We start from the raw sequence: 23,294 nt of genomic DNA on the forward strand, positions 1-23,294 counted from the left end.
CTAGCCAGTATGTTCTCAACCTAGGTCAAGTTAAATCTTTACTGATTAAAAGGTGTTCTTACCAATCAAATCCTTAGGCATTATAAGTCGTGTGCTGTGCCTTACAACCTATTTAAGACCAATATCACATTTTTCAAGGGTATTTCCATTTTACCTGACTAAGGATAGAGCAATCTGTGTATCCTGTGTGCGGAGCAATCCACATTCAGCTAACAGACAAAAACCAGCATGATCACATTTTCAGATATTTTTCAGATAAGCCCTCGGCAAACTGGACATCCACTGCCTTTGCAGTCGAAAATAGCTCCTTTGGCTTAAAGAATTAAGAAAATTGATAATGAATGCAGTCGTAATTGCAGTGTGCTTAATGTTAGCACTCAGTTTAGCTAGGGTGAATGTGGTTATTGCCCTGACCGTGAGCGCCCTCGTGGCGGGATTGGTAGGCGGAATGGATCTGCACCAAACTATAGATGCCTTTAATACAGGCTTAGGTGGCGGCGCACAAATTGCGCTCAGTTATGCATTATTAGGCGCCTTCGCTGTCGCACTATCGCATTCAGGCTTAACGACGCTGATTTCTAGAAGCATCATTAGTAGCCTTGGACAAGATCCTAATCCCACTAATACTAACTGGGTACGCTGGTTACTGCTGTTATCACTACTCGTCATGTCGATGGCTTCACAGAATATTTTACCCATCCATATCGCCTTCATTCCGATTTTAGTGCCACCACTCTTACATGTGATGACCAAGCTGAACATCGACCGTCGCCTTGTGGCTTGTGTTCTAACCTTCGGCCTAGTCACCACCTATATGATTTTACCGATTGGTTTTGGTGGCATTTTCTTAAATGATATTCTGCTTTCCAACTTAACCAGCAATGGCTTAGCCGCTGCTCGCGAGCAAATTCCGCCAGCCATGTTAATCCCTGCCGCGGGTATGGTCGTAGGGTTACTCACTGCAGTATTCATCAGTTATCGTAAACCTCGGACTTACGACGAGGCAAAAGTGTTGGTCGCTGAACCTGAAGAAAATCTCAACAAACGCAATATCATCATTGCTGCACTAGCAATATTAGCCACTCTCGTCGTACAACTCGAAACTGACTCTATGATTTTTGGTGCCTTAGTCGGCTTCATGATTTTCAGTTTTTCGGGTGCCTTGAAGCATGTCGCCGACCAAGATATTTTCAACCAAGGTGTGCGAATGATGGCCAATATCGGCTTTATCATGATTTCAGCCGCAGGCTTTGCCGCTGTAGTGAAAGAAACCGGTGAAGTAGGTACGCTTGTGGCCTCGCTTAGTGAGATTATTGGTAACAATAAAGCCCTCGCAGCCTTCTTAATGCTACTGGTTGGTCTACTGATCACTATGGGAATTGGGTCGTCTTTCTCCACCATTCCAATTATCGCGACGATATATGTACCATTGGCATTAAGTTTTGGTTTTTCAGTAGCGGCCACAATCGCGTTAGTTGGCACTGCCGCCGCGCTGGGTGATGCGGGCTCGCCAGCATCAGATTCCACCTTAGGTCCCACTGCAGGTTTGAATGCCGATGGTCAACACGACCACATTCGTGACAGCGTGATCCCAACATTTATCCACTACAATATTCCACTATTAGTGTTTGGTTGGATTGCGGCCATGGTGTTGTAAGTGTTATCGCAGATGTTTACATTACCGTATTAGAAAGTAACAACAGCGTGGCATTCTCTGCGCTGTTTTTTATCGTGGGTATTCACTTTTATTGCGGGCAGCAGGTTAACTCACTGATTCACTCAATAACTCACGTAATAATTAACGTGATAATTAAGATGTCGGGTCAAGTTTGCGACTCCCTTGCTTATTCTTTTTATCCTCATATAACGCTTTATCCGCCGCTTGTAGCACTGCCTCAAAGGAAGCATAATCTTGCGAATCAGCCACACCGCAGGAGACTGTCAGCACATTTAAAAACTGCCGCTCTGCGACCGCCTGACGTAAATGTTCAGCCAACAATAAGGCCCGTTCAAAAGTGCAATTGGCCAAGATGACGACAAACTCATCACCGCCGGTTCTGATTAACAAATCATTTTCTCGAAATACACTGCGCATCGCATCAACAATTTGCATGATCGCCATATCCCCGAGTTTATGCCCATAGGTATCATTAATGGTCTTGATTTTGTCGCCATCCACGCAAATCACCGCGTAATGCCCCTTAGTTGCGACATCAAACAGTGTGGTCTCATAGACTTTCTTATTATAGGTTCGAGTAAAAGCATCCAATAACATCGCTTCACTAAACCGTTGACGCTCAGTACGAAGTTTCCTAAAACGATTGATATTAATTTGAACGAAGAAGATCACGATAGATAACAAAAACCACAGGGGCAAATTCCACACAATGAAACGAAATATACTGATTTTATATGTCAGTGAAGTCATGTTATCTAAATGATTTGTCATCGAATAAAACAAGAACTCCGGCGTCAGTTCAGCCCAAAGGCTATCTGTCGTGATCACCAACTCAGTACCATAATCCGTTTTCTGCAATTCGACATGTTTATTACGCATAAAAACCGACGTCATTAGAGCCGTGTCGGCAATAACATCACCGATGAAATGATTAGGATCATTAGATGATGAAATCGGTGATGCCATCGATAAAATGACTTTCCCACTGACTTCATCTTGATAAGGAATGGATAATACGATTCCATCGCCTAAGGACTCTGGGGTCGCGTCTTTCGCGCAATATTGCAGACTCTGACAAAACTCATTCGTTGAAGTACGGTCTTTAATCAGCCGCGCTTTTACGTCCTCAGGAATTGGGGAGGCAAAATACATGGCATCACTGCGATAAAGTCCCACATACAGGAATATATCTTCGACATTGGTCTTTTTACTGGTTTTACTGGAATAGAGATAATCAAAATAGCGTAATACTTGCTCTTCTTCTGCGGAAAGCACTCCCCCTTGCGGCAGCATTAATCTAGAAGGGTCGAGTTGAAAAAGCGCTAAAGAGGATTTATTGAAATCAATAATATCGTGCAGAGATAAGCTTTTACCGAGCAGTTCAATATAACTCGGTGTAAGTTGCTCGTTTTTTACAAAAGACACAAAGGATTTATGCTCTCTATCGATTTTAAACGGTAATAGAATAAGTAGGAGTACGACAAACAAGAGGGTCGCAAATTCAAATGATCGACGCAATAATAACCAGTTGAGAGCCGAATTTCCCATAATTCCTCTTAATCCCTGTTCTACCGACAATGTACCTTGCACAAAACGTAAACTGCGATCAATAAAATTGCAAAATAAGCCAATAAAAACAACTTCAATAAAGAATTATTATTTGCCTTAATCCTAAACTTTAGCAGCTTAAGATAAAGTTGTTATTACTGTATTGAACAAAAACAAAAAGGGAGCCTAGGCTCCCCTTACTGACCACATCCGCTCAATTGAGCATCAGCAACTCTAATTCTTTAGCAACTTTGGCTATTTAGTACCAAAGATTTTATCGCCCGCATCACCCAGACCTGGCAGGATATAACCTTTCTCGTTTAAGCATCTATCGATAGCGGCAGTATATAATTCGATATCCGGATGCGCCGCTTCTAAGGCTTTAATGCCTTCAGGCGCAGCCACTAGCACTAAGGCCTTAATTGAAGTACAACCGCGCTTTTTCAATAAATCGACGGTCGCAATCATAGAACCACCTGTCGCCAACATAGGATCGACAACTAAGGCGATACGCTCGTTCATGTCGCTGGCCAGCTTCTCAAAATAAGGCACTGGCTCAAGGGTTTCTTCGTCACGATAAATACCGACAACTGAGATACGCGCACTGGGAATGTGCTCGAGTACGCCGTCCATCATGCCCAAACCCGCACGCAAAATTGGCACGACAGTGACTTTTTTACCTTTGATTTGATCGACTTCAACCGGACCATTCCAGCCTTCAATCGTCACCGTTTCAGTTTCGAAATCTGCGGTAGCTTCATAGGTTAATAAACTACCCACTTCGGCGGCTAGTTCACGGAAACGTTTAGTGCTAATGTCACCTTCGCGCATTAAACCGATTTTGTGACGCACTAAAGGATGTTTAACCTCGACAACTTTCATTTTTCTCTCCTGCTTATTTTTCGGCGTATTATTTTAGGCAAATTTTTCAGATTCTAGTTGATTTGTTTACTAGGTAAAACAGAAAGTTTTGCCATTCGGTCTAATCGTGAGCTATCTCCCAAGAATAATCCCCAATCGTCTAAGATACCTACTGTGATTTACTATTTTGTGACCAAACTCAAGACCTCTAAAAATAGAATATTTCGTATTCAGACCAAAAAAACTCCGCCGAGGGGCATAAATCCAAATCATGACTTTCGACCCCTAGCACAAGCTGGTAGAATACCGCCGCATAAAATCCAATAACGATGTACCCGAGAGGATCCCTCCGTGAGCACACCTACCCCACTGAGCTATAAAGATGCCGGCGTTGATATTGATGCAGGTAATGCACTGGTAAGTAACATTAAAGCAGCCGTTAAACGTACCCGTCGTCCAGAAGTTATGGGCAACTTAGGTGGTTTTGGCGCCCTGTGTGAAATCCCCACTAAATACAAACAACCGGTTTTAGTGTCTGGCACCGATGGTGTTGGGACTAAATTACGTTTAGCTATCGACTATAAAAAACATGACACGGTCGGCATAGACTTAGTCGCCATGTGTGTAAACGATCTGATCGTTCAAGGCGCTGAGCCACTGTTTTTCCTCGATTACTACGCAACAGGCAAGCTCGATGTTGAAACGGCAACGTCCGTCGTCAACGGCATCGGCGAAGGTTGTTTCCAATCTGGTTGTGCGTTAATTGGCGGTGAAACCGCTGAAATGCCAGGCATGTATGAAGGTGAAGATTACGACCTAGCGGGTTTCTGCGTGGGTGTAGTTGAAAAAGCCGACATTATTGACGGTAGCAAAGTGGCAGCGGGTGATGCGCTTATTGCATTAGCCTCAAGCGGCCCTCATTCAAATGGTTACTCTTTAGTACGTAAAGTATTAGAAGTGAGCCAAGCAGACCCTCAACAAGATCTCAACGGCAAACCGCTGATTGAACATCTACTTGAGCCAACCAAAATTTACGTAAAATCATTGCTCAAACTGATTGAAGCATCTGATGTCCATGCGATGGCGCACATTACTGGCGGCGGCTTCTGGGAAAACATCCCGCGCGTACTGCCAGATAATTTAAAAGCGGTTATCCAAGGCGATTCATGGCAATGGCCCGCTGTTTTCAGTTGGTTAATGGAAAATGGCAACATTGCAGAATACGAAATGTATCGCACCTTCAACTGTGGCGTCGGCATGTTAGTCGCGCTGCCAGCCGATAAAGTGGATGCAGCACTTGCATTACTGGCTGCAGAAGGCGAACAAGCATGGCTTATCGGTGCTATCGCACATCGTGAAGGCAATGAAGAGCAAGTGGAGATCCTGTAATGCCCCAGAGCTGTCGTGTAGTTGTATTAATTTCCGGAAATGGCAGTAACCTGCAAGCGGTTATCGACGGTTGCGACGATAATCTGCAGGCCGAAGTTGTCGGAGTCATCAGTAATAAACCCGATGCCTATGGCCTAGTGCGCGCCCATCATGGCGAAATTGATACCAGCTGCGTGATAGCTCACCAAGGTGAATCTCGCTCTGAATACGATGCACGTTTAATGACAGTGATTGAAAAGTATCAGCCCGATTTAATCGTGTTGGCGGGATTTATGCGGATCTTAACTGATGATTTCGTGAATCATTACCTAGGTCGCATGATCAATATTCATCCTTCGCTGCTACCGAAATACACTGGCTTAAACACCCATCAACGTGCCATAGACGCGAACGATAGCGAACATGGTGCCAGCGTGCATTTTGTCACGCCAGAGCTGGATGCGGGCCCAGTGATATTACAGGCCAAAGTGCCTGTTTATGAAGACGATACGGCTGATATGCTCGCCGCCCGCGTGCATGAGCAAGAACATGCTATTTATCCGCTCGTGGTGAAATGGTTTAGTCAGCAACGTCTTAACATGCAAAATGGCCAAGCCTATCTCGATGGCAACCTTATCGGCCCAAGCGGTTACGCGCCCGATTAGTTCCACTTGACCGTAAGTTGTACCAATCAAAAAAATAGAGACCTTCGGGTCTCTATTTTTTTAACTATTTTCAACAAAAGCATTGTTTTCTTAGGCAATGTGGCATTAGATAACTTAACGAAAAAGTGATTTTTGATCGGCATGACAAGAGACTATTAGATGAAAAATATTATCTGCGATATCGATGGTGTACTACTGCACGACAATAAACTGATCCCCGGCAGCGACAAATTTATCCAGCGCATTTTAGAGCAAGGCAATCCGTTAGTAATATTGACTAACTATCCCGTACAAACGGGTAAGGATCTGCAAAACCGTTTAAGTGCCGCCGGTATTGATATTCCTGAAGAATGCTTTTACACCTCCGCCATGGCCACCGCCGACTTTTTAAAACACCAAGAAGGCAGCAAGGCCTATGTCATTGGCGAAGGCGCCCTCACCCACGAACTCTACAAAGCAGGCTTTACCATTACCGATATTAACCCCGATTTTGTGATTGTCGGTGAAACCCGCTCCTACAACTGGGAGATGATCCATAAAGCGGCAGGCTTCATCGCACGCGGCGCGCGCTTTATTGCCACTAACCCCGATACTCACGGTCCAGCCTACAGCCCTGCTTGTGGTGCACTCTGCTCACCCATCGAACGTATTACCGGTAAGAAACCTTTCTACGTGGGCAAACCGAGTGCTTGGATTATTCGCTCTGCACTTAATCATATTGATGGACACTCGGAAGACACTGTCATCATAGGTGACAATATGCGTACCGATATTTTGGCGGGCTTCCAAGCAGGGCTTGAAACCATTCTGGTTACCAGTGGCGTGAGTAAGCTTGAAGATATCGACAAAGAACCCTTCCGCCCGAACCATGTGTTTGCCTGCGCTGGCGATATCGACGTTGTTTAAATCTTCATTTTAATTAAGCTCATCTCCCAATATGTGCCCAGTGCTTACGGCGCTGGGCACCATAAACAAAATACCTTAAATAAACGGATCTTCGGTGACGACACATTTATCCAGCACATTTTAGAGCAAGGTAATCCGTTGGTCGTTCTGACTCACTATTCCGTACAAACGGGTAAAGATCTTCAAAACCGTTTAAGCGCGGCAGGTATGGATAATCATGAAGAATGCTTTTGCACCTCCGTCATACCAACCGCCGATTTTTTCCGTATCCGCATAACGAGATAGAATGCTTCTAATAACATTTTGCACAGCAATCGGAGCACGACATGGAAGTAGATTTCTTTAAGGATTTAGAAACTGAAATCAAAGAAAAGCTAAAAGATTTTGGTTACCCAATACCTAGTTTTGAAGAGCTAAGAAAGCAACACATTAGTGCTGCAGAAGCTCACTTGAGCTATAAGCATTACGATATAAAAAACTTAGTGCTTCACTTTCTTACGGTGACTGAACGCAGAATACCGATCAAAAAGTGGAACATTCACATATCTCCACAGCTACAGAATCGCACTGAAATAGTAAACCTAGTCACCATGCTATCTAAGGGTGAAGATGTAAATCCGTTTCTTAGTAAACAAGTTAAAGGCCAACACCAAAATAAAAAAACTGACTTACTTCGCTTTGAGTGGGGGATCTACCATATTCATTTTGAGGAAGGAGGTAAAGGTGATGAAATGCTATTCGTGTATTTTGATGGCAATGAAGCTTACTTGCTAGACATATTACTTCATGAAAAAAACGGTGCTCACCACATCACTTGGACTAATACTGATTTGATACAAATATTACACGACAACTGGCCTCACGTTATTTCACATATGATTTTCAAAACCGATAGCGAAGAAATTATAAGTCAGGAAGAACGTAAGACTATGAGGAAAAAAGCTGCTAATACCAGCGTAACAGTCGCAGATGGAACGGAATACATGCCGATTGGTGGAGGCTTTACATCTAGTAAACACACCCAAAAAGCTGCAATTAACACACTACGCATGATTAGAAGAACAGAAGAGTTAGAGTCAATAGTTTTGAATAATGAGCATAATATCAACAGCCGACTACTTTTTAATGAATCGAACACAAATTTAAATGTCAAACTTGAGTTAACTGATGGGCTTAATCTTAAAGTTATTAACACAGCCAATAAGAGATCATTTGAGTTTGATGAACCTTATTGATGTAATAATCCAGTTAAAAATATACATCAACTGTCCTTGCTAAACACATCTGTTTTTTGTTGTTACAGTAATGGTTAACTCATTTTCTCTGGCTTGCTCATTACTAATGACTAACCCCGATTTTGTAATTGTCGGCGAAACCCGCTCCTACAATTGGGAAATATGACCTATGCAATACGCCTCACCCAAAGGCGTATTGCATAGGGTAAAGCAACATTAAGTAACACATTCACCTGCCGCTCAGCCTTGTGGCTCACCGCGGCTTGCTTCATGATAAGTCTCGCTTCTGATTGATTAACATAAATCTAAAATACCTTAATTAAAACAACAGTAGGATTAACCTATGCGACGTCTGTATCCACTCTGTGCGCTGGCCATGCTCAGTGCCTGTAGTCCTAATGCACCAGAGCCTGATGGCAACAGCACTTTGGCTGAACTCAAACCAGTGCAGTTTAATGAAGCGCGCTTTAGAAATGATATTAAAGCCCTGTCATCCGATGAATTTGAAGGCCGCGCGCCCACCACTCACGGTGAAAAACTCACCTTGGATTATTTGACCAAAGCCTTTACAGAGATGGGACTCAAGGGCGCGTACCAAGGCAGCTTTTTACAACCAGTGCCTATGGTGAGCTATACAGCAGATGAAGCGCAGCAAGTTACGCTGGCAGGATTACCCTTTAAATACCGAAAAGATCTAGTGCTCAGCAGTCGCCACGATAACGGTGGTATTAGTATTGAGAACGCACCATTAGTCTTCGTCGGCTATGGGGTGAACGCCCCTGAATATGGTTGGAATGATTACCAAGATCTCGACATGAAAGGCAAAATCGCGGTGATCTTAGTGAACGATCCCGGCTTTGCTCGCCCTGACTCGGGTAAATTCAACGGCAAAGCCATGACCTATTACGGCCGTTGGAGCTACAAATTTGAAGAAGCCAGTCGTCAAGGCGCACTCGGCGCACTGATTATCCATGATACCGAGCCCGCCTCTTACCCTTGGTCCGTGATAGAAAATAGTTGGACTGGACCACAGCAAGATCTGGTCCTCAGTAAAGCAGAACAAGATAGCCGTATCCAAGTCGAAGGCTGGCTTACACTGGACGCGGCTACGCAACTGTTCGATAAAGCCGGTTTATCACTGCCTAATTTAATGGCGCGCGCCGCCGACAGCTCAATCAATTTACCCCTTGAACAAACGGCCAACATCGCCTTTAAAAATAAAGCCGAATACGCAAATAGCTACAATGTGGTCGCCACACTCCCCGGCAGCACACAAGCCAACGAGCAAATCCTCTACACAGCCCATTGGGATCACATAGGTAAAGACGAGACGAAAGAAGGCGATCAAATTTATAACGGCGCCATGGATAATGCCTCAGGCACTGCCGGCATTCTCGAAATCGCCAGACAATTAGCCGACAATGCCAAACAAGGCCATGGTTTAGCGCGCTCGGTCACCTTTATTGCCACCACAGGTGAAGAACAGGGCTTACTCGGTTCACGCTATTACGCCGCTAATCCACTTTATCCTATCGACAAAACCGTGGCAGTGTTAAACCTCGACAGCGCTAATATCTATGGCAAAACCAAAGACTTTACCATCGTCGGCAAAGGTAAATCTGAGTTAGAAACTTATCTTATCGATGCGGCTAAACAACAAAACCGCATCGCCATGGGTGAGAAAAATCCCGCCTCGGGCGGTTTCTTCCGTTCAGATCATTTCAGCTTTGCCAAACTAGGCGTGCCCGCCGTCTTTGCCGGCGGCGGTAGCGACCCCGTTGATGAAGCCACGGCTGCTTATAAAACTCAGATGCAAGCTACAATGAAAGGCTGTTATCACAATGTCTGCGATGAATACCGTGAAGACTGGGATTTGAGCGGCGCGCTGCAAGATTTGCAAATCTACTACCAAGTCACACGCACATTGGGCAACAGTAAAGATTGGCCGGGATACTATCAAGGCACAGAGTTTAATAGCCTGCGCCCAGCCAAAACGACGCTTGTAACGGACGCAAAATAACAGGCTAAGTCAGTGGCTTCTTGCGAGAGACAGTTGCGTTAATCATCTCTTATTGACGTCTGCTTGAAATAAAGCGCCAGCTAAAATAAAGAGCCTCCTGCGCCAGCCAAAGCGCCAAACAAGACCTACAAGCACGTGAACCATTCACGTGCTTTTTTGTTTTCAGCTCATAAAAAATGCCGTTATCGCGAAATATCCATCCCACAACACCATTCTGAATAGGCTTATGCCATTGGTTGATGTCAAACTCAGCGCATTAATTGATTAAAAATAAAACACTTAAACGAGCCAACTCATTATTTATGGTCTTTTTTAGCGGTTTTTCTATCATCGACACTTTTTCAAAACACATTGTGAATTCCCCAAAACCCCTCATGCCAAATCAGATAATAAAAACAAATCATCAAAAATAACGCAAATTAAATGAATTATTCTCAAATAAAATCATTAAACATAAACATCTAAATCAACAAAAACACCAATAAACAGATAAAACGTCAAAAATAGTGTTTGGCAAATACCTAAATTGCTGGCACATTAAACCTCAATTGAGACATCCTCAAATGACAGACAGTGTGGGAGTTGTACTATGTGTTCAATCTTTTCGATTTTAGATATCCAATCTGATGCCAAAGAACTGCGCCAAGTCGCGCTAGAAATGTCTAAGCTCATGCGCCACCGTGGCCCTGACTGGTCAGGTATTTATGCCAGTGATAAGGCGATTCTTGCCCACGAACGTTTAGCAATTGTTGACATTGAACACGGTGCTCAGCCGCTGCTGACTGAAGATGGCAGTTTGATCCTCGCGGTCAACGGCGAAATCTATAACCACAAAGAATTGAAAGCCCAGTTAGGCGATAAGTACAGCTATCAAACCAACTCTGACTGCGAAGTGATCTTGGCGCTGTATCAAGAATACGGCACTGAATTTCTTGATAAATTAAACGGTATCTTCGCCTTTGTGTTATATGACAAAGCCCAAGACAGATACCTTATCGGCCGCGATCACATGGGTATCATCCCGCTATACACAGGTCGGGACGCTGCGGGTAACTTCTATGTTGCCTCCGAAATGAAAGCCTTGATGCCAGTGTGTAAAACGGTAGAAGAATTCTTACCGGGCCAATATTTGTACTCAAGCGATGCCGCTGCGGTGAAATACTACACTCGCGATTGGCAAAGCTATGATGCGGTTAAAGATAATCCAGCCAGCCAAGAAGAATTGCATGACGCATTAGAAGCGGCGGTCAAACGTCAATTAATGTCAGACGTGCCCTATGGTGTGTTGCTGTCGGGCGGCTTAGATTCATCGATCATTTCCGCCGTGACACAAACCTTTGCTAAACGCCGCATTGAAGACGATGGCGAAACCAACGCTTGGTGGCCACAGTTACATTCCTTTGCCGTCGGCCTTGAAGGTGCGCCAGATTTAATCGCCGCCAAAAAGGTCGCCGAAGCGATTGGTACGATTCACCATGAGATCCATTTCACCTTCCAAGAAGGCTTAGATGCGATTAAAGAAGTGATCTATCACTTAGAAACCTATGATGTCACCACCATACGTGCTGCCACGCCAATGTATTTAATGGCGCGTAAAATCAAAGCGATGGGCATTAAAATGGTGTTATCGGGCGAAGGTGCTGACGAGCTATTTGGCGGCTATTTATACTTCCATAAAGCGCCAAACGCACAGGCGTTCCACGAGGAGTTAGTCCGCAAACTCGATAAACTGCATCTGTTCGATTGTCTGCGAGCCAACAAAGCCATGGCCGCTTGGGGATTAGAAGCTCGCGTGCCCTTCCTCGATAAAGAGTTTATGGATGTGGCAATGCGCATCAACCCTGAAGCGAAAATGTCTAAGGATGGACGTATTGAGAAACACATTCTGCGTAAAGCCTTTGAGCACAAATTGCCAAAAGAAGTGGCATGGCGTCAGAAGGAACAATTCAGTGACGGCGTGGGCTACTCATGGATTGACGGTTTGAAAGAACAAGCTGCGGCGCGGGTGGATGATTTACAATTGGCGAACGCGAAATTCCGTTTCCCATACAACACTCCAGAAACCAAAGAAGCCTATTTCTATCGCTGCTTCTTTGAGGAACATTATCCACTGAGCGGCGCTGCAGAAACGGTTCCAGGTGGTAAATCCGTCGCCTGTTCAACGCCAGAAGCATTGGCTTGGGACGAAAGCTTACGCGGCATTATCGACCCATCGGGCCGAGCTGTACGCTCTGTGCATACCTCAAGTTATTAATGACTTAACCTTGAAGGCCTAGGTTAATAAACTGGGCTGATGAGCTAGATTAATCATATAAATTAATTAGATTGATGAACTGGTTAAAACTGCAAACCACAAGCGCCACCCTAGGGTGGCGCTTGTATTTTAATGCTTTTTACTTTTATTGCTTACTCACGTACAAAATGGTGACTTAGCTAAAATACCAAACTAGGCCGACAGCGCACTGAATGGCTGGATTTGAGCCTGAGTATGAGCGTTAGTATGAATTTGAGTCTTGTCGTTGATTTGCACTTGAGTTTGAAAATGAACATTCATCTGCGTCAACGCCATCGGATCTAGGCTTAAAAACTGCTTTCCAGCACTCAGCCCCACATGATAATCATGGCGTAAATCCGCATCGGTACTGCCCAGCAATTTACTTTGCAAATTTTCAGCAGCAAAAATCTGCACTATCTCCACATCCTCTGGCGGATTAGCGATAAAGTCCAATTCATCCTGATAGGCTTGTTCGTGCTGCACTAAGTAATCTATGGTTTTCGGGCAAAACCCAGAAACACAAATCCAAGATTTGAGTTTATGCACCCAAGCCGATTGCGCCTGAAAATCCTCACTCACAGTGCGGATCACCACAATTTTGCGGGCACCACGACGATAGGCCTCACGCACAGGTAAGGGCGCAGCTAAACCGCCGTCGAGATAAAAATCACTGTCAATACCTTCGCTTAATGCTGCGCCGTGATTAGAAGCCTTGTCGCTATTACAGGCGTTGTCACTCAGCCAAGGCGTGAGTTTCACCCCTTGTTTATACAAAAATGGTAATGCGCTAGAAGCTTTTAGCAATTCGCGCCACTGGCTTTTACTGCTTGGACTTAAAAAATAACCCTTGCGATCACTGGCATTGGTGGTGGTGATCAGTAACTGCCGATGACCGAGTGAGGCTGTCGCCGCGTTAAGATCTAATTTAAACATCCCTTGTCGCGTCTGCTCAAAATACCAATCTAAGTCGACCACATTGCCGCCGACTAACCCGCGACCGAGTCGATAGAAACGTTTATGGCGCGATAAACCGCGGATTAAGCGTTTGGCATAACCCTTTTGGCGGGCCAAAAAACTGCTGAGATTCTGTGAGCCTGCTGAGGTACCGATAAACAAATCAAAGGGATCGAATCCGCCATCAAGCCAAGCATCGAGCACGCCTGCGGTGAAAATGCCCCGCTGGCCCCCCCCTTCTGCAATCAAGGCCACCTGTGGGCTAGCGTTAGATTGAGCGTCTTTGGAGGTTAAGTGGCTGACGGCGTGCATAGGAAAACCTTATCGAATAATTTATATAAGGCGAGTCTAAATAAGCTGAATGAGAAAATATAACGGATAGAAACTATCATCTTAATAGGTAAACACTATTAAGATGATAGTTACACAAGGTTAATCCATGCTAAAGGCACGAATACAGACAGAGAGCTACGGCGGTTATTCGCACAAGATTAACCCATTCGCTCCAGCTTGCTCATCATCATTAACGAACAAGCTATTTTTACATCAATGCATTAAAACTTATGACTCAGTTCAAGCGTAATATTACGCGGCTCACCGGGGAAATGGCCATTACGCTCGCTAAAACCACTGACGGCATATTCTTTATCGAAGATATTTTTAAGATTTAAGCGAACTTGAGTTTGATCCCACTGGGTCGTCCAGCTCATATCAAAAATGGTATGGGGCTTCACCGTTTGGCCATCGAGGCTAAACTGTTCACCCACGTAATCCATGCCAAAAGCAATCGCCGAATCAAGTACATTGATATCGTAACGGGTCCATATCCCTGCTTGATGGCGCGGCGCATTGGCAAAGTGCTTACTATCAAACGTATTAGTTAAACTGTCGTTCGTTACCCCTTTAACCACTTCGGTCTCGTTATAGGCATAGTTTGCCGTGACGGTCAGGTTATCGGTTAAATCCCCCACCAGCGTCCATTCAATGCCTTGACTGTGTACTTCACCCAAATTAAGTAAAGCGGGAATACCATCGTCATCACCAGTATCTAAAGGGTTAGCTTGGGCGACATTTTGTTTTTCAATCCGATACACAGCGAGCGTGGTCATAAACTGGCCATCAAGCCATTCATTTTTCATCCCAAGTTCAATTTGATTGCCCGTTTCTGGATCGAGGAAACCGTCACCAATATCTTCTGCTTGATTGGTTAAAGATGCTGGATTGAAGCTCTCTGAGTAATTCAAATAAAAGGACATTGAATCGATTGGACGATAATTAAGCCCTGCTCTTGGCGTTATCGCGTTATCGCTGAAGGAGAACCCGGTATTTTTATCATAATCATCAAACTGGCTAAAACGCAGACCGGCAATCAATGACCACTGTTCATTAAAGTGCAGATGTTCCTGTACATAAATGCCGTAACGGTTAGCGCGGGTACCATCGGTATTTTTATCCTTCAAGTTGTAACTATTAGGGTCGGTATCACCATAGTTAAGGTCAAAAATATTCAAGTTACCAACACCATCCTTATCAGTCGCCAATTTGTACTGATATTCGGTTTCGACATAGTGATAGTCGCCGCCGAACAGGAATTCATGTTCAAAACCTAAAGCATCGAATGCATAGACAAAATCATTGGTTAAACTGATTTCATCATTAGCACGTGCTTGAACTCGGTATTCACGCTTAATGGTGCCATCACCCATAATGGGCTTTTTATTGGCATCTAAGGTCGCCCAACCTCTCGATTCATGATATTGCTGCGTCGAATCATTATTCAGATAACGGATCTGAGTCTTGACCGAGAAATTATCGGTAAATTGATGATCGAGAATCGATTGCAGCACCAGTGCATCCATCTTCTGAAAGTCACTCTTCTCATTGGCATTATAGGAAGGTGCGACAAGAAAATTGCCCGCATCATCGACGGGAACACCGCGCAGTCGGTTACCGCCTAAATCCTGCTTAATAATATCGAAAGTGGTGGTGAGCTTAGTATCGTCACTGATTTCGTAGAGTAACCCACCCGCCACTTCGGCATTTTGGCTATCGGCATTATTGCGAAAGCTATCTTCCTGCTGATAATAGGCGCCAAAGCGATAGGCGAGATTTTGGGTTAAGCCGCCGGTCAAATCCAGCGAGCCGCCCATCATATCCTCGCTGCCTGTGCTTAAGGTCAGCTCTTTGCTCTCGACAAAGGTTGGTTTTTTAGTGACATAGTTGATCATACCGCCAGGTTCACCGCCGCCATAAAGTGCGGATGCAGGGCCTTTTAACACTTCAACCCGCTGCACGTTAAAGAGTTGCGGCACAGAAAATCCCGAATAGGGATCGCCCCTTACGCCATCATAAAAGACGTTGGCATCGTCGCGGAAACCGCGAAAGGTTACGCCAGAATAACTGAACTCACTCACACCCGCGATTGAGCGATATAAATCGGTAATATTGCGCGCCGCTTGGTCGACGATTAATTGCTCGGTCAGCACTTGCACCGACTGCGGCAATTCCATCACATTAATCGCCGTCTTAGTACCAACCGTCGTTTCTTTATCGACGTACATTTGCATTGCGCGGCCATGGACGGCAATACGCTCAGGTGCTGCGAGTTTTATCTCCTCATTTGCTGCGGATTGAGTCGATGCAGGACTGGGGACTGGTGAGCTCGTAGACAAGGTCTGCTGTGGAGCCTCTTTATCGAGTACAGTTTCAGCGGCAAATGCCGACTGATGTTGAGCGAGTGCAAGTGCGATTAATGAGTAGGCGAAACGAGTCTTCACAGAATGTCCCCAGCGCGAGCGCATAAAAATGGCATAAACCAAAGGGTTTACAAATGTATTCAAACGAATTGGCCGTCATTATAAAGAATGATTTACGAATGACAATAATTATCATTTGAATTTACACAATTGTGAAACGCGTTTAATAAATCATCGACATCAACTCACATAATCCTCGTTATGTTTGGTTATGACTCAAACGAAAGAGAGCGCCAGTAACACAGACCTTCGATGAAAGTTTTAATGTGGAATGAGACAGAGACTCACAGCATCAAGCTGAGCATTTGTGTGTAACCTAATAAAAACAAAAAGTTAAATATTTAAACGATATAGAAATAAAAACCAGCGACAGTGCGCTGGTTTTGACTGTTGTTGAGCTGTTTTTAAGCAAAGGCTTAACTCAGCCTATTAAGGTAATGCTTAAAAGATAGCTTCATCCAATTGAGTGAGCATTTCACTCGCCTGCTCAATTTGCTTACGCAGACTGCGACCTTGCACCGCCCAGTAAGCCATGTAGAAATCGGCAGTTTTCAATTTAGCTTGGTAAAATGCGGTTTCTTCGGTGCCCTGCTCCAACGCCGCTAATGCCACCGCGGCACTTCTGGCCCACATCCATGCCAGTGCAGTCACCCCAAATAACTCCAGATAAGCCATAGAGGCTGCGCCGATAATGTCTGGATTGGTCGCAGCATGGGTCGCTAAATAACCACTGGCCTTTTGCAAATCACCCGCACAATCCATTAAACCACTCACGTAAGGTTGCATCGCCGCATTCGTGCTATGCGATTTAATAAACTCAGTCACTAACGCTGACCATTGCTGCATCGCCGCACCGCGGTCGCTAAGCAGCTTACGCCCCACTAAATCCAGCGCCTGAATGCCGTTAGTGCCTTCATAAATCAGTGCAATACGGCTATCACGCACAAATTGCTCCATACCCCACTCATGAATATAACCATGTCCACCAAACACTTGCTGTGCATCGACACAGGCATTAAAACCACGGTTAGTGATAAAACCTTTCACCACTGGCGTGAACAGTGCCGCTAATTGGGAAGCAACTTTGGCTTTGGCGGGATCGGTATGACGTTCAGCTTCATCTAGCCACAAAGCTTGTTGTCCAACTAAGGCTCTTGCGCCTTCATTAAAGGCTTTTTGCGACAGCAACATACGGCGCACATCGCCATGAACCAAAATCGGATCGGCGGCTTTTTCGGGTGCTTTGGCACCGCTTAAAGCGCGGCTCTGTAATCTGTCTTTGGCATAGGCCAGCGCATTTTGATAGGCAATCTCAGAGACACCCAGACCTTGCACGCCAACGCCTAAACGCGCTTGGTTCATCATAGTAAACATGGCGCGCAGTCCTTGGTGCGGCTCGCCGACAAGCTCACCCAGCGCAGCTTCAAATACCATCACACAAGTTGAGTTACCGTGAATGCCCATCTTATGTTCAAGGCCACTGGCATATAAAGTGTTCGGCGCGCCTAAACTACCATCGTTATTCACTAATACTTTAGGCACGGCGAACAAAGATATGCCCTTCACACCTTCAGGTGCATCGGGCAAACGAGCTAATACGAGGTGCACTATGTTGTCGGTGAGTTGGTGATCGCCTGAGGAGATAAAAATTTTCTCACCGCTGATAGCAAAAACACCTTCGGATACTGGCACGGCTTTAGTGCGTAATAAGGCTAAGTCCGTACCGGCGTGGGACTCGGTCAAGTTCATGGTCCCAGTCCATTCACCGCTGACCAGTTTACTTAAATATTTTTGCTTGAGCGCATCACTGCCGTGGGTATGGATGGCGGCATAAGCGCCATGGGTCAAACCGGGATACATGGCAAAGGCCATGTTAGTTGCCGTTTGTATCTCAGTGGCAAAAATCCCCACCACTTCGGGTAAGCCTTGGCCGCCATATTCAGGATCGCAGGTCAGCGTCGGCCAGCCATTATCAACAAACTGCCGATAGGCATTATCAAATCCTTCCGGTGTAATCACCTTACCATCGACCAACTTACAGCCTTGCAGATCGCCGACACTATTGAGCGGTAACATAACTTCAGTACTAAAGTCGGCCATACCTTGCAGGATCGCATCGACAAGATCTGGATCGATTTCATCGAACCCCTTGAGTGCATCTTGCTGATAAATATGTAACATTTCATCGAGGATAAATTGATAGTCGCGCAGCGGCGCTTGATAAACTGGCATAATCGCTTCCCTTTTCTTGTTAGACTGCAACTCAACTAAGTGATCTGACCACTTTGGTGCTCTGACCACTTTAGCTAAATCTGCCGAAAAAGAAAGCACCTCAGTATCCGCCACAGACTTTTGTTTACACAAACGAACAGCGAAACCGTAAATTGATCGCAACAAAGCCTTATGTTATCGCGGAAAACTTTGTAAGCTAACTGCCTGTTTTTCTGATATGCCAGCAGAGTTAAGGATATTGCTACTATGGGTTCTGTCACTACTAAAAAGCACGCCAACGGGCTCGATTATGTCGAAGTGAATACGGCGTTATGTCAGGCAAGAATTTTTTTGCAGGGCGCGCAAATAGACTATTTTCAACCCGTAGGCAAACCACCTTTGCTGTGGGTTTCATCGGCTGACGATTATCAACCCGGTAATGGGATCCGTGGCGGTGTGCCCGTATGCTGGCCTTGGTTTGGCATGAGTGGTGAAGTGAACTTTCCCCAACACGGTTTCGCCCGTACCCGCATTTGGGCGCTGGAATCGGTAGAAATGCGTAACCAGTTAGTGGATTTACGTTTTAGCTTAAAAATCAGTGAGCAAGATAAAATCTATTGGCCGCATAACACTGAGGTCAGCGTGTTATTCACCCTAAGCGACACTCTAAGCATTAGCCTTGTGAATACCAACTTAGGCGATGAAACCGTCACACTTACCCAAGCGCTGCACAGCTATTTTCCGATTGAGGATATCCACCAACTCAAAGCCAGCGGTTTTAGTGGGTCAAAATACATCGAATTTGCACAAGGGCCTTATCCGCAAACCACGGATGAAGTGCTGTTTGATCGCGAGACAGATCGTGTCTATACCGATCTCGGCCCAGTGCAGTTATTGCATACGCCGCAGGGGACAATCGAAGTCAGCCGTGAAAACAGCCAATCCGCCGTATTATGGAACCCATGGATTGAAAAGTCACAACGCCTGGGCCGATTTAATCCAGAGGATTATCTGACCATGGTCTGCCTAGAAGCGGCCAATGTATTAGAAGATAAAGTCGTGCTTGCTCCAGGTGAAACTCACAGTTTAGTGACCCATATTCGCTGGAAAGACTAACGATTAAATATCCTAGCACTTAATGTCCTAGTCAAAAAACGATACACACAAAAATGCCCAGTCCTATTTGCCAACGCAATCGGGACTGGGCATTTTTATCATTGCAAAACCTATCACTGCGAAACCAGAGTTTTATCACTACGAAACCTAAGTTTTTATAACGATGAAACTTAAGGTAAAACTTATTTCGCCGATTTCTCTAAGCGCGCCAGCAAGCTAGACGTATCCCAACGGTTACCGCCCATGCCCTGCACTTCTGAATAGAATTGATCCACCAAAGCGGTCAATGGCAAATGTGAACCATTGCGGCGGGCTTCTTCTAAGGCTATGCCTAAGTCTTTACGCATCCAATCGACGGCAAAACCAAAATCATAGCTCTGGCCCCACATCGTCTTGTAGCGATTTTCCATCTGCCAGCTTTGCGCCGCGCCTTTGCTGATCACTTCAATGACTTTCTCGCCATCGAGTCCCGCTTTACGGGCAAATTGCAGCGCTTCCGCCAAACCTTGCACCACACCCGCGATACAAATTTGGTTCACCATCTTAGTTAACTGACCTGCACCAACCTCACCTAAACGCTCGGCGCAGCGGGCAAAGGCTTCAATCACGGGTTTAACACGCTCAAATACCGCTTCATCGCCGCCGACCATCACAGTCAAGGCGCCATTTTCAGCGCCCGCTTGACCGCCAGACACAGGCGCATCGAGGAAATCAATGCCCTTTTCCGCTAACACTTGATGAAGCTCACGAGCAACATCGGCCGAAGCCGTAGTATGGTCAACCAGCACAGTGCCCTTTTCCATCCCATGAATAACGCCATCACTGCCGAATACCACTTCCCGCAGGTCGTTGTCATTGCCCACGCAAGTAAACACAATATCTTGACCCTCTGCCGCTTCCTTTGGTGTTGGACAGCAGCGACCGCCATAGGTGTCGACCCAAGTTTGCGCCTTGGCAAAAGTACGATTATAAACAGTGACCTCATGGCCTTTGTTCAGTAAATGCCTCGCCATGGGATATCCCATTACGCCTAAACCAATAAATGCAACTTTTGCCATGAGCTGATCCTTAAATAGATAAACAAAGTGAATCGATTCAAAATAGTGGCCGCAGTTTAACATTCATCAACGGTAACGTCAGAGTGAAATCGGAGCGAGTGATAAACGCACTTTTCGCTACAAACAACAAAGGCGCCTTAAGCGCCTTTGCTGATTTAATTTATGGAGCTATTTCACCACATGGGCTTCCATTTCGGCGCCAATCTTTTTACGCATTTCCATCAAGCGCAGTGCAGAATCCCGCAAATGAATATCATGTTCCGTCTGTGGTATCCACTCAGGCACAGGCGTAGGTAGGCCATCTTCACCAACTGCTACCATGATCACAATACAATGGGTGGTGAGATGACGCTCAGAAACTTTAGGATCGCCCGCTCGCACATCGATACCGATATGCATAGAAGTTTTACCCGTATAAATCACTTTTGCGCTAACTTCAACGATATTGCCCACCAAAATGGGTTGCACAAAACGAATACCGCCCGCATAAGCAGTAATACAATATTTACCGCTCCAGCCCGCTGCACAGGCATAGGCTGCGAGATCGATCCACTTCATCACAGCACCGCCGTGAACTTTACCACCAAAATTCACATCCGCAGGCTCTGACAAAAATCTCAGGGTACTTTGTCTATCTATACCAGCCATATAACCTCAACTTATTCAGCCACTGTGGCTCAATGTTTCGTGCAATAGGCTGAGTTTACGATAGAAAGCCCCATTAGCGTAAAAATAATTACGATTGACCTCGTCAAAAAATTCGATTTAACCAAAGTGGCTAATAAGCACGCAGCAAAGCAATAAACTCGGCAACGCTAAACGATAAATCCATAGTTGAAGTTCACTACTGACGAAACGCGTACCCTTAGCAAAAGTGTAAACGCCTAAGCCAAACATAAAGAAACCCAGCACTTCGAGGCCCGAGGACATATTGCTATCGCCACCGACGTTAATCGCCGTCACCAATAAGGCAAACCAAACCACCACGTAAGCAGCGATTGCTAAGGTAAAAGTCTTGATCCCAATGTCCATGTTTGGATGCCACACTTTAAACTCACCACGGATCAATTCGGTCAGATTGGCAGTTAATGCGCCAATGAGGGGAACAAGCGGGATCACCGCAGGATTTAACATGACACACTCCATTAAGATTGAATATGTCTGTCATTATCTGTGGTCACTAGAATTAAACAAGCTTGATGAACAAATGTTAACACTATGGATATCATACAGTTATAAAGTGACATCCATCACAATAAAGTCATAAGATAACGGAGTTCAACTCACATGAGCAATGAATTTGACCCATAAAAAATGCGCCCTCAGGCGCATTTTTTCACTATTTTTTACACCATAAATGCGTGTTTTACACTTTCTTGAACAGTAATGAACCGTTAGTCCCACCAAAACCGAAGGAGTTACACAGAGCGTAATCCATCTTCACGTCACGGGCTGTGTGGGCGACAAAGTCTAAGTCACAACCTTCATCTGGATTATCCAAGTTGATGGTTGGCGGTACGGCTTGGTCGCGCAGTGCTAGCAAAGTGAAAATCGCTTCAACCGCACCCGCAGCACCTAACAGGTGACCCGTCATCGATTTAGTCGAGCTAACCAGTACTTTATAAGCGTGGTCGCCAAATACTGACTTAACCGCTGCCGCTTCCGCTTTATCACCCGCTGGCGTCGAAGTACCGTGGGCATTGATATAACCAATTTGCTCCAGTGATAACTTAGCGTCATTAATGGCATTGACCATAGCAGCCGCAGCGCCTGCTCCGTCACTTGGAGGCGATGTCATATGGAACGCATCACCGCTCATACCAAAACCGACTAATTCGCCGTAAATGGTTGCACCGCGCGCTTTTGCATGTTCGTACTCTTCCATCACCATCACACCAGCGCCATCACCGATCACAAAACCATCACGGTCTTTATCCCATGGACGGCTCGCCGCAGTAGGATCGTCATTGCGTGTCGATAACGCTTTCGCTGCACCAAAACCTGCCACGCCTAAAGGAGAAGTGACATCCTCAGCACCGCCCGCAACCATCACGTCTGCATCGCCATAGGCAATGGTACGCGCCGCGAAACCGATATTATGCACACCCGTAGTACAAGCGGTCGTCACGGCAAAATTTGGACCTTTCATGCCAAACATGATCGACAAGTGGCCCGAAATCATATTGATGATGGTACTAGGTACGAAGAAAGGAGAAACCTTACGCGGGCCACCATTCATCAATGCGCTGTGACCTTGTTCAATCAACCACATACCGCCCATACCTGCACCAATAGCAGTACCGACACGACCAGGGTTTTCTTTGCTCATGTCCAGACCTGAGTCTTGGATAGCTTGGATGCCAGCCGCCATACCGTATTGAATAAAGAGGTCCATCTTACGGGCGTCTTTTTTCGTTACGTATTGCTCAACATCGAAATCTTTTACTGAACCACTGAAACGAGTGGTAAATTCACTGGCATCAAATTTGGTTATCGGTGCAATACCACTCTTACCCGAAAGTAAAGCCTTCCAAGTAGTATCGACAGTATTGCCCACTGGAGTTACTAACCCCAAACCGGTTACCACTACACGACGTTTAGACACGGCAGTCACCTTTAAATGCTAATTTGTTAATTCAGATA

At 45.4% G+C, this 23,294-nt stretch carries 17 protein-coding genes and 1 pseudogene; 9 read left to right on the forward strand and 9 right to left on the reverse strand.

The features are described from left to right. Nucleotides 1–337: 337 nt before the first annotated feature. On the forward strand, nucleotides 338–1,657 hold the full coding sequence (locus KO533_RS02880; protein WP_028760354.1) for a Na+/H+ antiporter family protein: 1,320 nt from the start codon (nucleotides 338–340) through the stop codon (nucleotides 1,655–1,657). A gap of 153 nt (nucleotides 1,658–1,810) precedes the next feature. Here KO533_RS02880 and KO533_RS02885 read toward each other — a convergent pair whose 3' ends face one another. Both KO533_RS02885 and upp read right to left on the reverse strand, forming a co-directional pair. After that, nucleotides 1,811–3,226 (reverse strand): GGDEF domain-containing protein, encoded by a 1,416-nt coding sequence (locus KO533_RS02885; protein WP_219252792.1) that lies wholly within the window; start codon nucleotides 3,224–3,226, stop codon nucleotides 1,811–1,813. Between the two features lie 255 nt (nucleotides 3,227–3,481). Then, nucleotides 3,482–4,108, reverse strand: coding sequence for a uracil phosphoribosyltransferase (gene upp, locus KO533_RS02890; protein WP_011789711.1), 627 nt, complete (start codon nucleotides 4,106–4,108; stop codon nucleotides 3,482–3,484). Nucleotides 4,109–4,438: 330 nt separating this feature from the next. On the opposite strand from upp, the gene purM reads away from it, so the two are divergent. The 7 genes and pseudogenes from purM (at nucleotide 4,439) to asnB (ending at nucleotide 12,535) form a co-directional block, all read left to right on the forward strand. Continuing rightward, nucleotides 4,439–5,476, forward strand: coding sequence for a phosphoribosylformylglycinamidine cyclo-ligase (gene purM / locus KO533_RS02895; RefSeq protein ID WP_113938786.1), 1,038 nt, complete (start codon nucleotides 4,439–4,441; stop codon nucleotides 5,474–5,476). After that, complete coding sequence (gene purN / locus KO533_RS02900) at nucleotides 5,476–6,120, forward strand: phosphoribosylglycinamide formyltransferase (RefSeq protein WP_028760357.1); 645 nt, start codon at nucleotides 5,476–5,478, stop codon at nucleotides 6,118–6,120. Before purM ends, purN begins: the two co-directional genes overlap by 1 nt. A gap of 159 nt (nucleotides 6,121–6,279) precedes the next feature. Continuing rightward, nucleotides 6,280–7,026, forward strand: coding sequence for an HAD-IIA family hydrolase (locus KO533_RS02905; protein ID WP_028760358.1), 747 nt, complete (start codon nucleotides 6,280–6,282; stop codon nucleotides 7,024–7,026). A gap of 33 nt (nucleotides 7,027–7,059) precedes the next feature. After that, nucleotides 7,060–7,293 (forward strand): annotated as a pseudogene (locus KO533_RS02910) (hypothetical protein); the annotation flags it as partial. Between the two features lie 59 nt (nucleotides 7,294–7,352). Beyond that, entirely contained in the window at nucleotides 7,353–8,261 is a 909-nt protein-coding gene (locus tag KO533_RS02915) for a hypothetical protein (RefSeq protein WP_219252795.1), read from the forward strand. A gap of 343 nt (nucleotides 8,262–8,604) precedes the next feature. Beyond that, on the forward strand, nucleotides 8,605–10,281 hold the full coding sequence (locus tag KO533_RS02920) for a M28 family metallopeptidase (RefSeq protein WP_219252796.1): 1,677 nt from the start codon (nucleotides 8,605–8,607) through the stop codon (nucleotides 10,279–10,281). Between the two features lie 589 nt (nucleotides 10,282–10,870). Further along, entirely contained in the window at nucleotides 10,871–12,535 is a 1,665-nt protein-coding gene (gene asnB, locus KO533_RS02925; protein ID WP_219252797.1) for an asparagine synthase B, read from the forward strand. Nucleotides 12,536–12,727: 192 nt separating this feature from the next. On the opposite strand, the gene KO533_RS02930 is transcribed toward asnB, so the two are convergent. From KO533_RS02930 to KO533_RS02940, 3 genes are all read right to left on the reverse strand, one after another. Beyond that, a complete protein-coding gene (locus KO533_RS02930; protein WP_219252798.1) occupies nucleotides 12,728–13,822 on the reverse strand; it encodes a patatin family protein in 1,095 nt (364 codons plus the stop codon). Nucleotides 13,823–14,064: 242 nt separating this feature from the next. Beyond that, on the reverse strand, nucleotides 14,065–16,311 hold the full coding sequence (locus KO533_RS02935) for a TonB-dependent receptor (RefSeq protein WP_219252914.1): 2,247 nt from the start codon (nucleotides 16,309–16,311) through the stop codon (nucleotides 14,065–14,067). 396 nt (nucleotides 16,312–16,707) lie between these two features. Further along, nucleotides 16,708–18,498, reverse strand: a complete 1,791-nt coding sequence (locus KO533_RS02940) for an acyl-CoA dehydrogenase C-terminal domain-containing protein (RefSeq protein WP_219252799.1) — start codon at nucleotides 18,496–18,498, stop codon at nucleotides 16,708–16,710. A 246-nt stretch (nucleotides 18,499–18,744) separates the two neighbouring features. Between KO533_RS02940 and KO533_RS02945 the strand changes: the two genes are divergently transcribed. After that, a complete protein-coding gene (locus KO533_RS02945) occupies nucleotides 18,745–19,593 on the forward strand; it encodes a D-hexose-6-phosphate mutarotase (RefSeq protein ID WP_219252801.1) in 849 nt (282 codons plus the stop codon). Between the two features lie 182 nt (nucleotides 19,594–19,775). On the opposite strand, the gene KO533_RS02950 is transcribed toward KO533_RS02945, so the two are convergent. The 4 genes from KO533_RS02950 to fabF form a co-directional block, all read right to left on the reverse strand. Then, nucleotides 19,776–20,651 carry an NAD(P)-dependent oxidoreductase gene (locus tag KO533_RS02950; RefSeq protein WP_105252854.1) on the reverse strand — a complete coding sequence of 292 codons (876 nt, stop codon included), beginning with the start codon at nucleotides 20,649–20,651 and terminating at the stop codon, nucleotides 19,776–19,778. A gap of 168 nt (nucleotides 20,652–20,819) precedes the next feature. Further along, nucleotides 20,820–21,299, reverse strand: a complete 480-nt coding sequence (locus tag KO533_RS02955) for an acyl-CoA thioesterase (protein ID WP_219252803.1) — start codon at nucleotides 21,297–21,299, stop codon at nucleotides 20,820–20,822. 117 nt (nucleotides 21,300–21,416) lie between these two features. Next, a complete protein-coding gene (locus KO533_RS02960) occupies nucleotides 21,417–21,785 on the reverse strand; it encodes a hypothetical protein (RefSeq protein WP_168823881.1) in 369 nt (122 codons plus the stop codon). Between the two features lie 232 nt (nucleotides 21,786–22,017). Continuing rightward, nucleotides 22,018–23,256, reverse strand: a complete 1,239-nt coding sequence (gene fabF / locus KO533_RS02965; RefSeq protein WP_006087466.1) for a beta-ketoacyl-ACP synthase II — start codon at nucleotides 23,254–23,256, stop codon at nucleotides 22,018–22,020. Between the last annotated feature and the right edge of the window lie 38 nt (nucleotides 23,257–23,294).

This window comes from Shewanella sp. NKUCC05_KAH (assembly GCF_019345585.1).
GTDB classification, from domain to species: domain Bacteria; phylum Pseudomonadota; class Gammaproteobacteria; order Enterobacterales; family Shewanellaceae; genus Shewanella; species Shewanella oncorhynchi.